Raw genomic sequence first — 13835 nt, 5'->3', positions numbered from 1 at the left:
CCGGTTTGAGACAGTTTTTATGATTATTTGAGGCGAATAGCGAGCTATTCAACGAAAAGAATCATAAAAAATGGCCAAATCCGGCTTTTTCGCAGTAGGTCAGTGGTAAGTCCGACAGGCTCCTAGGAAGTGCTGACCATTAATCATGGAGCTCAGCTCTCTCAGGAGCGTTCAGCGCAAGGCGCAACGGTGAAGGAATATAGACATCTTTCAATCTGTTGGAACGCTGCTATGGACGCTCCTGAGAGAGCCCTTCGGGAGCTCCGTAAAGGGGCCATCTACTGTGTCAGATCTTGCTTGATGTAGACAAACTACACCAGCGCAAGTCTTCCTTGTTGCTGACCCCTTTACGGCAGCTCTGAGCCCATGATTAATGGTCAGCACTTCCTAATCACAAACTTTCACACAGATCGCCAATGTCAGCTCAACACCCTCAAGCGCTGGAAGTGTCGTCTGGAGACAGCCCTTCTAAAGTCAAAAAGATTCATACCATTGCCCATACCCATTGGGATTATGAGTGGTATTTCACCCAGAATGAGTCGCAGATCCAGCTCGATTACCACATGGATGAGCTGCTCTATGCGCTGGACTCCAACCTGGTACAGAGCTATCTGCTGGATGGCCAAACCAGCCTGATCGAAGATCACCTGAGTAACTGCCCACAGAACCGCGAAGCCATAGCAAAACAGGTCGCGGACAAACGCCTGCTGATAGGTCCCTGGTACACCCAGTCAGACCTGATGATTGTGGCGGGTGAATCCATCGTCAAGAATCTCCAGACCGGTTATCACTATGCCGAAGCCATGGGTCATTCCATGGACATTGCTTATGTGCCTGACTCTTTTGGTCAGAGCCAGGATATGCCCAAAATTTTTAACGGTTTTGGCCTGACCCGCTTTGTCTTCTGGCGTGGGCTGTCCAGCAGCAAGAGTGCCTATCGTGAGTTCCTGTGGCAGAGCGAAGACGGCTCTGAGCTGACCTGTTACAACATTCGTGAAGGTTACTACCCTGGTGGAGCGCTGATCTGGGGCAATGACAACGACATTCGTTCTACTGCAGATACCAATAGCCAGGCTTCACACTTTGATTTTGGTGTGTTCCCGGTAGGTGGTGACCAGCGCTATGTTGATTTTGATTTTAAGGCAAAAATCGCAAAAGCAAATCGTGAAGTCGAAGAGTATGAGTTTGTAGAAAGCGACTACGGACAGGTATTTGAGGATATTGATACCAGCAAGCTGGAAACCATCCACGGTGAAATGCTGGATTCCGAAAATTCCAAGATACATCGCTCTATATACTCTTCCCGCTACGACCATAAGTACCTGAACGACAAGGTCGAACGTAAGCTGATCAATACCCTGGAGCCATTGATGGCAATGGGCTCAGCGCTGGGTCTGGAGCACAAGCGCGGCACAGTCGATAACATCTGGAAGGGGGTTCTAAAAAATCATGCCCACGACAGTGCCTGCGGATGTAATACCGACAAAACCAATTATCAGATTCTAAACCGGTTTATTAATGCCGATGAGCGCATTGATGCCCATATCGATTATCTGATTCGCAAGATTTCTGAAGCAACGCCTGAAGACAGTACTCTGACACTCTTCAATACGCTGGCTTACCACTCTGACAAAAAGATCACGGCCACCATCAGTACCAAAAAGCCCTGCTTTGACATCACTTTGAACGGTCAAAGTATTCCTTTTGAGGTGGAAGCAATCCGTAAGGTCTACAACGGTTCAATCAAGCGGGATGAGCGCGAAAACGATCCGGAATTGTATTACCACGAGATCGATATTGCTTTCAGACATCCAATGAAACCGCTTTCTTACTGCAATCTGAAAGTAGAAGAAGGCGCTCAGGAGTTGTCTGTTACCCGTCAGGAACTGACGCTGGCGGCGATCGAAGATGACTATTACAAACTGGCAGTCATTAATGGTCAGATTCACCTGAAAGAAATGAGTACAGGCAGGCTGTTTAAGAACTTCATCACTCTGGTGGATCAGGCTGATGACGGTGATACCTATGATTACTCGCCTCTGCCTGGGGATGAACCCCTGGTCTTCGACTTCACTGGCGCTGAATTTTCTGCCGAAGCTCATACGCTGACCCAGACCTTGAGCATCAAAGGCACTCTTGAATTGCCAGAAGGTATTGAGGGCCAGGAGCGTAGTGGTGAGCTGAAAAAGCTGCCTTATACCCTACAGGTTTCTCTTGAGAATAACGGTCTTCTGCAATGCCGTTTGCTGGTGGATAACACCTGCAAGGATCATCGACTGAGAGTTCGAATCGATACCGGTATCCATTCAGCGACGTCTTTTTCCGATACACCATTTGGTTGCATTGAGCGTCCGGTTCATCAGGCCGAAATGGATGACTGGCAAGCGTTGGGCTGGAATGAAGAGCCTACCGGCATTTATCCGATGCTGAACATCGTCAATCTGCACGATAACCAGAGCTCTGTCACAGCCTTCACCCGGGGGATCAAGGAATATGAAATTACCGGTGATCAAGGACAGTTTATTGAGCTGACCGCTTTTAGAAGTGTTGGCTGGCTCGGTAAGCCAGGCCTTCAGCGTCGTCCCGGTAAGGCTTCAGGCAATGAATACCGCTATATCCCGACACCGGATAGTCAGTTTCTGCAAACCCTCGAATGTGAATTTGCCATTTGTCTTGATTCTGAATTCCGGTTTGCCCAATTACGCAGGCGTAATCAGGATTGGACGACATCGGTATTGCATTATCAAAAGCAGGAACTGAACCGCTTTACCGGTCCCCTGAAATATTTTGTGTCCAACCGGATGCGCCGTGATCTGGCCAGTGAATTCCAGTTGTTCAGCAAGATAGAACTCAGCGACAACCTGGTCAGCTCGCTGTTCAAGCTGGCTGATGATGGCCGCAGTTATGTTCTTCGCCTCCTGAATAGCAGTGATGAACAACAGGTGAAGGCAAAAATTGAATTCAACACAGCACCGAAACAGTTAACTGAGACCGATCTTACAGAGCGTACTCAGCTTGGCTCTTTCGACAATACGATCGACCTGGACACGCTTTATATAGAGACGATGAAACCAGGCGAAATTAAAACATTCCTGATTGAACTTTTCTGATTAAGAGCCTGGAGAGCGACTTATGAGTAAGAAAGTCCTTGCCATTACGGGGTGTGCTGCGGGCATAGCACATACTTTCATGGCGGCAGAGAGCCTTGAGAATGCCGCCAAAGCCATGGGGTACGACGTAAAAGTTGAAACCCACGGCACCATTGGCGTTGAAAATGAATTCACCTCAAAGGAAATTCAGGAAGCGGATGTCATCATTATCGCAGCAGATATTGATGTCAGCCTCGACCGCTTTATCGACAAAAGGGTAATGAAGACCTACGTCAAAGCGGCGATTGAGAACCCTGAAGGTCTGATCAAGCAAGCTTTTGAAACGGCGCAGAAGCACTCGGTAAAGGGTGAAACGGTGGGTAACGTTTCCCTGGGTAAAACCAACAACAGCGCTGTAAAACATCTGATGAGTGGCATTAGCTACATGATTCCGATGTGTATCTCTGCAGGTTTGTTGCTGGCTATCGCCAATATTTTTGCTTTCTCTGCCGATGATGCCGGTAACCTGGTGAACTGGGGCTTTGATGTAGAAACAGCCAGTGGGTTGTTCTTCAGCAAGCTGTTTGCTCTGGGTCAGATCGGCTTCAAGTTGATGATTCCGCTGTTTGCCGGTTTTACGGCTTACTCTATTGCCGATCGTCCGGCGATTGCCCCTGCCATGATCGGTGCTTACATCATTAATGATCCTGCGTTTCTGGGTACTGAAGCCGGTGCTGGCTTCCTGGGTGCGATCATTGTTGCTTTCCTGGCGGGTTATATCGTCAAGTATCTGAAGCAGATTCCCTGGCCGAAAATCATTATGCCGATCGTACCGATCATGGTGATTCCTCTACTGGCGACATTTGCCGTCTTTGTTGTAGTTTTCTACGGTATTGGTCATCCCATTGCTTCGGTCATGACGGCGCTCTACGACGGTCTGAACTCTCTGTCTAATGCCTACGCGGCTGCTCCAATTATGATTGGTGCGCTGATTGGAGCCATGATCGGTTTTGACCTGGGTGGTCCGGTCAATAAAATTGCCCTGATCTTCGGTACTGCTGTCTTCACGGATACGGTTGCCAAGTACGGTATCCAGGGTGCCAACTTTGTACCGGGTACTGCTGCTCAGGCTGCTATCTCTGTTGCTCCTCTGGGTGCCTGGCTGGCCACCAAACTGTTCAAGAATGTCTTCAGTTCTGATCAGACAGTGATGGGTAACAATGCCATGGCTATGGGCATGGTGGGTATCACTGAAGGTGCGATTCCTTTTGCTGCCAGTAAGCCTCTGGTTTTCATCCCCGCTAACGTTATCGGCTCTGCTGTTGCAGGTGCCCTGGTTACAGCTTTTGGCGCCAAGTTTTACGGTGGGCTGGGTTCCCCGCTGGGTACATTCGTAGGCTATATCGAACAGCCTATGCCCTTCCTGCCCTGGATCTTCTCTATCTGTGTTGGTGTCACTGTGACCGCATGCATGATTGGTTTTGGTCTGAAACAGGCGCAGAAAAAAGCGCTTAAAGAAGCCGAGAAAGAAGAGACAGGAGAAATCGCTCATGCTTAAGCAGGAAAATGTCATTCTGGATGTCCCTGCATCCTCTCCTGCATCCTCTAAAGAAACTCTGTTTGAATCCATCAGCAAAGTAGCGCTGGAGACCGGAGTAATCTCTGACGCCGGTGCCTTTGTAGAAGGCCTGAAAGCTCGTGAAACCGTGAGTTCGACAGGTTTTATGGACGGCTTTGCCATTCCGCATTGCAAGAGTAATGCTGTAAAAAATCCTGCCGTTTTCTTCATTCGTCTGCAGGAGGGCATTGAGTGGGGGTTGTCAGATAATACGGCAGCACAGTACATGTTCTGTCTGGCCATTTCTGATTCCGACGACGGCTCTCAGCTGAAAGTACTGAGCAAGTTGTCACGCAAGCTGGTGCATGCCGATTTTCGCAGCCAGCTGAAAACAGCGGCTTCTGCTGCGGATATTGTTGAGATTGTGAATCAGGCTATTTGCTGAGTAAGTCAGGGCTGCATTATCGAGGTGTGATGCAGTCCTGAACGAATACGAGGGACGGTTGATATGTATCTTTCCATAGATCTGGGCGGTACTTTTGTTAAGTACGGAGTGCTGGATGAACAGGGCAGCATCCAGTTAAAAGACAAGTTCCCAACACCGCAGGGAGAGATTGATCAGCTCTATGGTGAGATCGGTCGTGTATTTGATCAGGTTTCTGTCGAGTTTAACATCAGAGGCTTGGCTATCAGTGCTCCGGGTGCGGTGACCGAGCAGGGAATTATTAATGGCATCAGCGCCATTCCCTGTATTCATGGTCCCAATCTCAGGGAAGATCTTCAGGGCCTCTTCAATGTTCCCGTAGCCATGGAGAACGATGCCAACTGTGCAGCTCTGGCTGAGGTCAGAGCCGGCAGTGCCCAAGGCTATGATGATGTTCTTTTTGTTGTCTGTGGCACTGGTGTTGGTGGTGCTGTCATCAATAATGGTCAGCTACGCAAGGGTAAAAACCTGTTGGGTGGCGAGTTCGGAATGCTGGTTCAATACGACCACGAACAGCGCCGGATGGAGTCCTTTAGCTGGCTGGCTTCTACCGGCAATATGGTGCACAGGGCGTCTGAAAAGTTGAACCGGGAGCTGACCGGCCAGGCTGTCTTTGAGCTGGCTGCTTCCGGTAATCAGGCCTGCCAGGAAGAGGTTGAGGCATTCTACTCTCACTTGTCGATTCTGCTGACAAACCTCCAGTGTGTTTATGATCCTGAGCGGATTGTTGTATCAGGAGGCATTACCGAGCGGCCCGAGTTCGGTGAAGAATTGAAGGCTGCCCTGAATGCTATCAATAAGATGCGTGACACGCTTGCCATCGAGACTGATGTAGCGGTCGCCCAGCATAGAAATGATGCCAATCTGCTGGGTGCCTTTTTTAACTTGATGGATAGAAATCCAAAACCTTACTGACCTTGACGAGGGTATTATGTGAACTAGACTGCCTGCCAACGCATAAACTTCTTGCTTGGACTCAGGATATTGTTTAATGGTCAGCCGGTTTTATCTGCGTTCTCATCTATGCCTGTACCCGTTACTACTGACTTTTATTTTCTTACTAACTGCCCTGCAGGTAAACGCCGGTTCTGAGGTCATTTCCCGATACTTACACGACATAAACCAAGGCTGTGAAGCTTCTTCAGATCTTCCTGCCCTTGAGCATTTTCAAGAGAACAGCCGTTACCTTCTGCCTTCATCAACAAAGAATGAAGGGGTCTGTTTTGGCATGGCCTGTGCCTATCTGCAGGCAGCCCTGTCAGAACCGGACAGCCGACCCACACTCAGCCAGCGGCTCCAAGCCTGCAGCCGCCCACCAGAATCAGGCTGGAGCGCTTATGGCCAGCACTGGAGTAACCTTGAGTCCGCAGTGACAGAAGCCCTCTCTCGTTATGATCAGTTTCGATCGGCTTCAGGCATGCCTGACACTCCGGAGTCCTTCACGGCATTCTCCGAACAGTCACCGGAGCTGGCCGACCTGGTCAGCCATCATGTCTGGATGCGGTGGCTCTATCAGATTCAGAAGCGCCAACAGGGTTGCCCGGCAGCCGTGGAAGAAATTGACAGTGACACAGCCGGGAACACCTTGAAAATGACACCGGCCTGGCCAATGGCAACGACACGGGCCAGTATAAAAAAGTGGCTCAGAGAACTTTCAAAATTACCGACACCTGCCCATTATCTGCTAACTACCGGTCGTCACGCTGTCGTCCTGAGCATAGAAACTGATCACCTGCTGCTGTTTGATCAGAACAACCCCTGCTACTTCCTTCAGGTTAAACGATCTTCCCCGGATGACATGGCCGAAGCCCTGTTTAATGCCCTGCTGCCACCACTGAACTGTGAAAACGTCAGTATTTCGGGTGAATATGCACAAGTACAGTGCGGGACTTTTAAAAGTCGACTGTCTTCTAACCCCGATAAACCCTGGAATGTCAACAATCACAGTTTTCTGAAAGCCTTCCAGACTGACGCAGTTTTTACGGTTCAGGCCGTCCTCCCTCATCAAGCGCCAGAACGATCCCTGGACGAAGCCGATGAAAACCTGGAATGGCTGAGTGCACGCATTGACCAAACTTTTCCCACCCCCGTTGATGTAACTGATGCCATGGGGGTAACCCGTTTGCATCTGGCCAGCCGTTCTGGCAACCGTGAAGCGGTTGAACGCTTATTAAGCTCGGGAGCTAACCCCAATGGGGTGACGGAAGGCCGTGTAACAGCCCTGACCCTGGCCAGAAGCCGACATCACCAGGACATTATCCAGCTACTTGAAGAAAAAGGTGCGATAGAACAGGCCATTGAAGCGAGCCACCCACTTCAGCCTGAGCTCTATCAACGGTACTCGGCCCCAATGGAGCGCGAGGTGTCGGACAATCTTCAGGACTACCATGCCGAGGAACGACAGAGAAGTGTCTATAGAGATTCTCCCGTTGCCCAGGATCGTTTTAACCAACACTGCGCAGCAGGTGGTTGTGGGCTCAGCCCGTCGGTCATGGGCGACAGCCCCCGTGGATTTCGTTTTCGCAAAGCGCTGGGGTCTATTGGCCGGGGAGAAGATCCGGTGTCCCGCTTTGTGGACCGGGTAGAACAGGTTCAGGACAATGTTGTTAAACTGTTCACTGAACGACACCCGACGCTCGCAGCCATCTCTATCAGCTCAAAACAGGCAGCTGGTGAGTTTGTTGCCGAGCAGGTAGACTTGCTGGACAGGGCGTCTGGACGACTGGTTAGCGAAAGTTGGAACAACCTGGATCAGAATCTTAGGGATGAGCTGAACGGGTTGCTGAAGGTGGCTTCGGTGATGCCAGGTGGGGTAGGCTTGCATGCCATTGCTGGAAGAGGGAAATACTTTCAGGATGCGCTGGCTAAAGCAAGACCAATTGGAGAACACCCTAATCAGTTGATGCATGTACTGGATGATGGTACAAGAATTTTGTTCAGAAAAGACTTTGATGCCCAAGCGCATCACTTAGGCGGACCATATCAAGGCAAAGGAGCAATTAATCATTATAATGTTCAGATTCAGAACGCTAAAGGTAAAACTATAGAAAATCTGCACATTGTACCGGATGGTAAAAGTAGCTTTTTAGTATGGGGACTGGATGAGGTTATAAGGAAATGAAAAATACTCTAAATGCAAACATAAAAATTACAGAAGATGCAGATGAGATACCTTTGGATATCAATCTTAAGGATGAAAATCACTTTCTGAAAGCGGAAGTGGACAATAGTCGTGGAGACATCTACTTAAGCTTTTCTTCACGGATTGCTATGTATGATTTCGCAAGAAGCCTGCTACATGCGTCTGTTTATGGAAAAAGTGAATCAATAGAGTTTTATCCACTCATTTCTGGCCATAAGCGCTATATTGTGGACGGTGTTCGTCTATCTGAAAATAGCTCAAGGATTTTTATTCACTGTCCTGTTGAGAATAAATAGGGTAGAACAGGTTCAAGACAATGTCGTTAAACTGATCACCGAACGACACCCGACGCTCTCAGCCATCTCTATCAGCTCAAAACAGGCAGCTGGTGAGTTTATTGCCGAGCAGGTAGACTTGCTGGACAGGACGTCTGGGCGGCTGGTTAGCGAAAGCTGGAGCAACCTGGATCAGAACCTTAGGGACGAGCTGAGCGGGTTGCTGAAGGTAGCTTCGGTGGTGCCAGGTGGTAAGGCTCTCAGGCATAGTTATACTACTTTGTACAGGGCAGTCGGCCCTGATGAGCTAGCCGACATAAAAAAGACTGGACATTTTGTAAATCGAGGATCAGCTGAAGGAAAGTATTTCACAGATACTGCTGAACACGCTTCTTCCTATGCCAAGCAGGCTGTAAAAGCTTTTCGAGACCCTCCTTATACAATAGTGAAAACAGAAGTACCGGCTTCATACCTTGGGACTTCAATAGAAGTGGATGGTGGTATTCATGCTTTTGTTGTACCAGAAAAGCACCTAAAGGGTCTTAGACCTAAAATTCTTGATTCATCAGAGGTGCCGAAAAAATGAAGCCTGATGCAGTTGTTTCGGTAAAATTCTATTCAAAAGATAATGGTGGAAGGATAACTCCAATTTCCGCTCACCACTATCAGTGTGTATTTCTGACTTCCGAAACCAAAGGCTTCGACTGCAGATTGCTTCTATCAGAAGAAAAAACCTTAATTCCAGAAAAAGTTTATGAATTAGAGGTTAAGTTTTTGGATTCGCATGCTGCTCTTGCTGAAATAGAATCGCTGTTTGAGTTTCAAATATGGGAAGGGAAAGTTATTGGTGAAGGCAAACTGATCAAAATACTGTTAGATACAGAGTAATTCGACGCTCGTAGCCATCTCTATCAGCTCAAAACAGACAGCTGGTGAGTTTATTGCCGAGCAGGTAGACTTGCTGGACAGGGCGTCTGGACGGCTGGTTAGCGAAAGCTGGAGCAACCTGGATCAGAACCTTAGGGGCGAGCTGAGCGGGTGCCAAGTTCGCTACGGCAATAATTTAATACTGGACTTCGGATGGTATCCTTCTTTTAGTGCATCGGGTTGCTTTCAAATTAGAGTGATCAATAACTACAACTGGGAAGAACCTATCTTAATCAAAGAAGCAAAAAACTTGGTCAGCCTCAAGCTAATAATAATTGATACTGTAAAATTCATATGTAAAGTCAAATAAATTCATGGTTTTTTTTCATCAGCCTAAAAATTTCTCGGAGGTAGAGCATTTTTCAAATAAAAACTATCAAGAAATTAAATACACATATTATCACTTGATATGGAACATGCTACCAGATCATGTTAAAAAAGAGCTTGAGAATTGTTAGCCCGACTGTATTAAGGCAAGTCGAAGCTTTGTGGACCGGGTAGAACAGGTTCAAGACAATGTGGTTAAACTGATCACCGAACGACACTCGACGCTCGCAGCCATCTCTATCATTTCAAAACAGGCAGCTGGTGAGTTTATTGCCGAGCAGCTGGGTGGGCAGGATAGCGAGAGGTGATGATAAACGACTGAGTTAATATGCACCGGTGTGAGCGGCTTCTTACCCCTTGGCCGCCATGCCATCTGGTTTTTACAATAAAAAAACATTGCCAAATGGTAATTATTTTTCTTCAAAATATGTCTGAAAAGATAGACGCCCCCCCCGATAAAACTGTATAAGAAAAATACAATAAGATAATTTTCCGGATGTTACCCACATTAAATTTGGGGACTTACGCAGAAAAATCTGCGACCACATCCGTAAGGAAACCAACACAACAATTATAAATAAACAGGGATGGCTTATGCTGTATCAGCACCTCTATAGCCAGACAGAAAAGGGAGCCCTCAAGGTCCTCTCTCTGTCGATCATGTTGTCTATCGCTTCGTCGGCTCAGGCGGAAGATCAGACGGCTTCGAAGTCAGAAGCTCCGGACATTCAGAAAGTTCCTGACAAAGCCCCAGATACTGTTGAACAGTTGCCAGAACTTGGAACCGAGTCAGGAGAAGCTGCAGCAACTGACAAAGCGGCGGCTAAACTTTCTTTTAACAAATGGTATCTGATTGGCGGCGGAGCGGCTGCAGGAGTGGCAGCACTCGCTGCCGGTGGCGGCGGAGGCGGTGGCAGCAGCAGTGGTGTCGCGCCTGCTGACAGCAATCCTCCAACCAGCCCACCTGATTCAGGTACCAATAATCTGGCTCCCCGCAGCCCGGAATATTACAACACGGCTGAGTATCAGAATCGGCCTGACCTGGATCAGATCAAAGCCAAGGAAGCCTACTCCAATATTTCATCAACCGCCGGAGCAAAGCAGGCGGGTGAAGGTATCACGATTGCTGTCCTGGACAGTGGGGTCAACACAACCCATAACGATCTCAACGAGAGTATTGATCTGCCAAACTGTGGCACTCAAACCTGTGATGAAAATTATGGCGAACAGGACAGTGGTAGCCATGGTACTCACGTTGCCGGTATTGCCGCTGCTGATAAAGATGGCGCAGGCATTCATGGAGTCGCATACAACGCAGATGTGCTGTCTGGGTGTGCAAATATTGCAGACGGTTGTTCAGAGAATGCGACTACCACTCCAGCTTTGTTACTTTGGTCTGCCAATCAGGGGGCTTCGGTAGCCAATATGAGTTTTGCCTATGTGCATAGTTCAGAGACCAGAGGGTTAGTGGCTTCTGATATTGTGGGTCAGCCGGTTAATTATTCTGATGATGCTCTGAAGAGTTATATTTTTGGCACTGCGGGTTCTGTGGGTTACCAGCAGGCTCAGAGTGCTTTCAAGGCAGGTTTGGTCGGTGTGGTTGCCGCAGGGAATCATCATAATCTGGATGAAAATCTCAACCCAGAAGTGCAGCAGTCATCCATTTTTACTATGGCTCCGAAAGTCTACGAAGGCACCTCATTGGAAGAGGATGTGGCTTTGCAATGGATCTCGGTCGTTAACGTTAACAGCAACAATCAACTGCACAGCAGTTCTCATGGCTGTGGAGACAGTGCTGCGTTTTGTCTGGCAGCGCCAGGAACCAATATCTATTCAACGGTGCCAGGCGGCCACGGCTATAAAACCGGAACCTCCATGGCTGCGCCTCAGGTGAGTGGTGCCTTTGCCGTGGTAGCGGCTGCCTTCCCGGGGTTGCAACTGCCGGGCTCGAACTCTCTTTCCTATCTGTGTGACAGCAGCGATGGCAGAGCCAACAGCAGGCAATGTCATAGTAAGGCGGTAGTCAACCGGCTATTTGCCTCAGCAGACGACCTGGGTGCTACCGGGGTGGATGCCGTTTATGGGCAGGGTATGTTGAACCTGCAGGCGGCTACTCAGCTGATTGGAGTAGCACAACTTCAGGGTGAAAATGGCCAGGTGCAGAACCTTTCTGACTCAACTTTGGACTCTTCGGCTGCCTCGGGTGACATTGTGGGTCAGCAGTTATCAGAGATTCAATTTGTCGCTGTTGATTCCTATGACAAGGCCGGTTTTGTTTACAGTGGTATTGCCCTGACGGGTAGTAACAACCAGCAGGACCTCAGGCGGGTGAATTCAGATCGTTACTTCAATGCATCTGTATCCCGATCGCTTTCTAGAGTGGTTCTTCCCGGAGGTGTCACTCTGTCGTTTGCCAAAAAAGGTGATCAATCGTTTGAGTCCCTGGATGGGCTCACCGGTACTCTGGGTTTTGCCATGAGTAAAAACCAGAAAGTCTTTTTCAGTCAGGGGCTGGATGCCTCGTCGGCTTTTGGATTAATGGCTGATGAGTCTGCAGGTGTTAAGAAGCTGACCGCTACCCGGGCTTTTGCCAATCCTTTCCAGAGCTTTAATGAAGCATCGCGAGGTGTTCATATCGAACAGCTTCTTGGCCAGAGTTTGACCCTCAAAGCGGGTGCCTTTCAGGGAGAGCCTGAGAAAGCGTCCAGAGGGGGCGTGGACAGTGATTTTGAGAGTCTGAATGCCGAACTTTCTACGGCTTTGTCCCAGGATCTGAAGGTCAGCCTGTCTGTGGGCAGTCTCAGGGAAAGAGATTCTGTTCTGGGTGCTGAAGGATCCGGTATCTGGGATTCTGGACAGGGCAGTCAAACCCACTTTTATGGCGTCAACCTGAACTATGAGCTGACGAAGTCGACGGGTCTGTTAATGAGTTACTATCAGGGGCTGACTCGTAACCGTGCCAGTCACAATGCCATTGTTGATCACTCTGACAAGCTGCTTAGTGACAGTCTCAGTCTGGGCGCTGTGACTGAGCTGGATGAACAAACAACAATGGCTGCATTTGTGACCCGCCCTATGGCTGTTCAGTCAGGACAGGCAGAACTCACTCTGCCTCAGGGATATAACGGCAGCAATCTCCGTTATGACAGTGTCACGCTTGATTATGCACCGGATCAGCGCCAGACCGATTATGAAGTAGTAGTGCGCAGAGAATTCCCGGAGTTAAACGCCTTTGGCAAGGTAAACCTGCTGCGTGTAGAGAACGCCAATAATGTCCAGGGGCTGGATGATACGATGCTGATGATGAGTGTTGGTTTCGATTTCTAGGAGGAAGTCCCTTTCAGGCCTGCTCTTTTGAGTCAGGTCTGGATGACACTCAGAATGCTTATTGACCTTGGGTTTAACCATAAATCCAATGTCGTTTAGCTTTTAATTTGATCAGAATTTTTCCTTTTTCTGAAAAGATGGGTTTGATTGTATCCCTTTTCTTCGATTTTCCCGGCTGTTTAATTACTTTCTGATAATACTGCGAGTAAGTCTCCATCAAGAAACCTAAGCATGATACATATTCATATATGTGCTAATTTATATGATCCGTGCTAATAGTTAATGTGTAATTATGCATTTCGACTTTGTACGACAATGCTCATCTGTATATGCCTGTTTCAGGGAGGAAGCGGCCTTTCACGATAATGCTTTCCCTCCGTTTATGAAAAAGCAGGCTATTCAGGTTTAATGGTATGGATGCTTTGGCTCTATAGGTTTTACCAGGAGACTTGGCATGAAATCTTTGGGGCTTTTACAGGTTGGCTGATGAAAAGTGAGGGGTTGCAACAGAAATAGCCTTCAGGAGACGATTGATTTGTAAGGATCAAAATTTCTGAAGGATCAGACATGTGTGCAACATCCTCACTACGCCCTATGTTCGCATTTCCTGGCTGGGTAATCGAGCATATTGAGATTGACTGGAGCATCAAAGAAGCCTTTGTTCACCTTCGTCGAGATGGACGAGTGCAACACGTCAGGTGCAGTC

The 13835-nt window shown here is 48.4% G+C and carries 10 protein-coding genes; all 10 read left to right on the top strand.

The window, feature by feature from the left end; translation table 11 throughout:
• The first annotated feature begins 416 nt into the window (after nucleotides 1-416).
• The 10 genes from ACR2PX_RS05155 to ACR2PX_RS05110 all read left to right on the top strand — a co-directional run bounded on the left by ACR2PX_RS05155 (nucleotide 417) and on the right by ACR2PX_RS05110 (nucleotide 13129).
• Nucleotides 417-3110: a glycosyl hydrolase-related protein gene (locus tag ACR2PX_RS05155; RefSeq protein ID WP_433998295.1), complete on the top strand. Its 2694-nt coding sequence runs from the start codon at nucleotides 417-419 to the stop codon at nucleotides 3108-3110.
• 22 nt (nucleotides 3111-3132) lie between these two features.
• A complete protein-coding gene (locus ACR2PX_RS05150; RefSeq protein WP_433998294.1) occupies nucleotides 3133-4647 on the top strand; it encodes a PTS fructose transporter subunit IIC in 1515 nt (504 codons plus the stop codon).
• A complete protein-coding gene (locus ACR2PX_RS05145) occupies nucleotides 4640-5092 on the top strand; it encodes a PTS sugar transporter subunit IIA (RefSeq protein WP_433998293.1) in 453 nt (150 codons plus the stop codon). Before ACR2PX_RS05150 ends, ACR2PX_RS05145 begins: the two co-directional genes overlap by 8 nt.
• 63 nt (nucleotides 5093-5155) lie before the next feature.
• Nucleotides 5156-6046, top strand: coding sequence for an ROK family protein (locus ACR2PX_RS05140; RefSeq protein WP_433998292.1), 891 nt, complete (start codon nucleotides 5156-5158; stop codon nucleotides 6044-6046).
• A 76-nt stretch (nucleotides 6047-6122) separates the two neighbouring features.
• Nucleotides 6123-8252 carry an ankyrin repeat domain-containing protein gene (locus ACR2PX_RS05135; RefSeq protein WP_433998291.1) on the top strand — a complete coding sequence of 710 codons (2130 nt, stop codon included), beginning with the start codon at nucleotides 6123-6125 and terminating at the stop codon, nucleotides 8250-8252.
• Nucleotides 8249-8569, top strand: a complete 321-nt coding sequence (locus ACR2PX_RS05130) for a hypothetical protein (RefSeq protein ID WP_433998290.1) — start codon at nucleotides 8249-8251, stop codon at nucleotides 8567-8569. The genes ACR2PX_RS05135 and ACR2PX_RS05130 overlap by 4 nt, the downstream gene beginning before the upstream one ends.
• Nucleotides 8556-9134 (top strand): hypothetical protein, encoded by a 579-nt coding sequence (locus tag ACR2PX_RS05125; protein WP_433998289.1) that lies wholly within the window; start codon nucleotides 8556-8558, stop codon nucleotides 9132-9134. Before ACR2PX_RS05130 ends, ACR2PX_RS05125 begins: the two co-directional genes overlap by 14 nt.
• Complete coding sequence (locus tag ACR2PX_RS05120) at nucleotides 9131-9436, top strand: hypothetical protein (RefSeq protein WP_433998288.1); 306 nt, start codon at nucleotides 9131-9133, stop codon at nucleotides 9434-9436. The genes ACR2PX_RS05125 and ACR2PX_RS05120 overlap by 4 nt, the downstream gene beginning before the upstream one ends.
• A 527-nt stretch (nucleotides 9437-9963) precedes the next feature.
• Nucleotides 9964-10110, top strand: coding sequence for a hypothetical protein (locus tag ACR2PX_RS05115; RefSeq protein ID WP_433998287.1), 147 nt, complete (start codon nucleotides 9964-9966; stop codon nucleotides 10108-10110).
• A 286-nt stretch (nucleotides 10111-10396) separates the two neighbouring features.
• Nucleotides 10397-13129, top strand: coding sequence for a S8 family peptidase (locus ACR2PX_RS05110; protein ID WP_433998286.1), 2733 nt, complete (start codon nucleotides 10397-10399; stop codon nucleotides 13127-13129).
• The last annotated feature ends 706 nt before the right edge of the window (nucleotides 13130-13835 follow it).

Source organism: Endozoicomonas sp. (assembly GCF_051008435.1).
Taxonomy (GTDB): Bacteria; Pseudomonadota; Gammaproteobacteria; order Pseudomonadales; family Endozoicomonadaceae; genus Endozoicomonas_A.
This window is presented reverse-complemented; position numbering and strand designations above follow the sequence as displayed.

Bases quoted from the DNA above. Each gene is read 5' to 3' on its own strand.
- ACR2PX_RS05155 (WP_433998295.1), top strand. From the start codon at position 417: ATGTCAGCTCAACACCCTCAAGCGCTGGAAGTGTCGTCTGGAGACAGC.
- ACR2PX_RS05150 (WP_433998294.1), top strand. From the start codon at position 3,133: ATGAGTAAGAAAGTCCTTGCCATTACGGGGTGTGCTGCGGGCATAGCA.
- ACR2PX_RS05145 (WP_433998293.1), top strand. From the start codon at position 4,640: ATGCTTAAGCAGGAAAATGTCATTCTGGATGTCCCTGCATCCTCTCCT.
- ACR2PX_RS05140 (WP_433998292.1), top strand. From the start codon at position 5,156: ATGTATCTTTCCATAGATCTGGGCGGTACTTTTGTTAAGTACGGAGTG.
- ACR2PX_RS05135 (WP_433998291.1), top strand. From the start codon at position 6,123: ATGGTCAGCCGGTTTTATCTGCGTTCTCATCTATGCCTGTACCCGTTA.
- ACR2PX_RS05130 (WP_433998290.1), top strand. From the start codon at position 8,249: ATGAAAAATACTCTAAATGCAAACATAAAAATTACAGAAGATGCAGAT.
- ACR2PX_RS05120 (WP_433998288.1), top strand. From the start codon at position 9,131: ATGAAGCCTGATGCAGTTGTTTCGGTAAAATTCTATTCAAAAGATAAT.
- ACR2PX_RS05110 (WP_433998286.1), top strand. From the start codon at position 10,397: ATGCTGTATCAGCACCTCTATAGCCAGACAGAAAAGGGAGCCCTCAAG.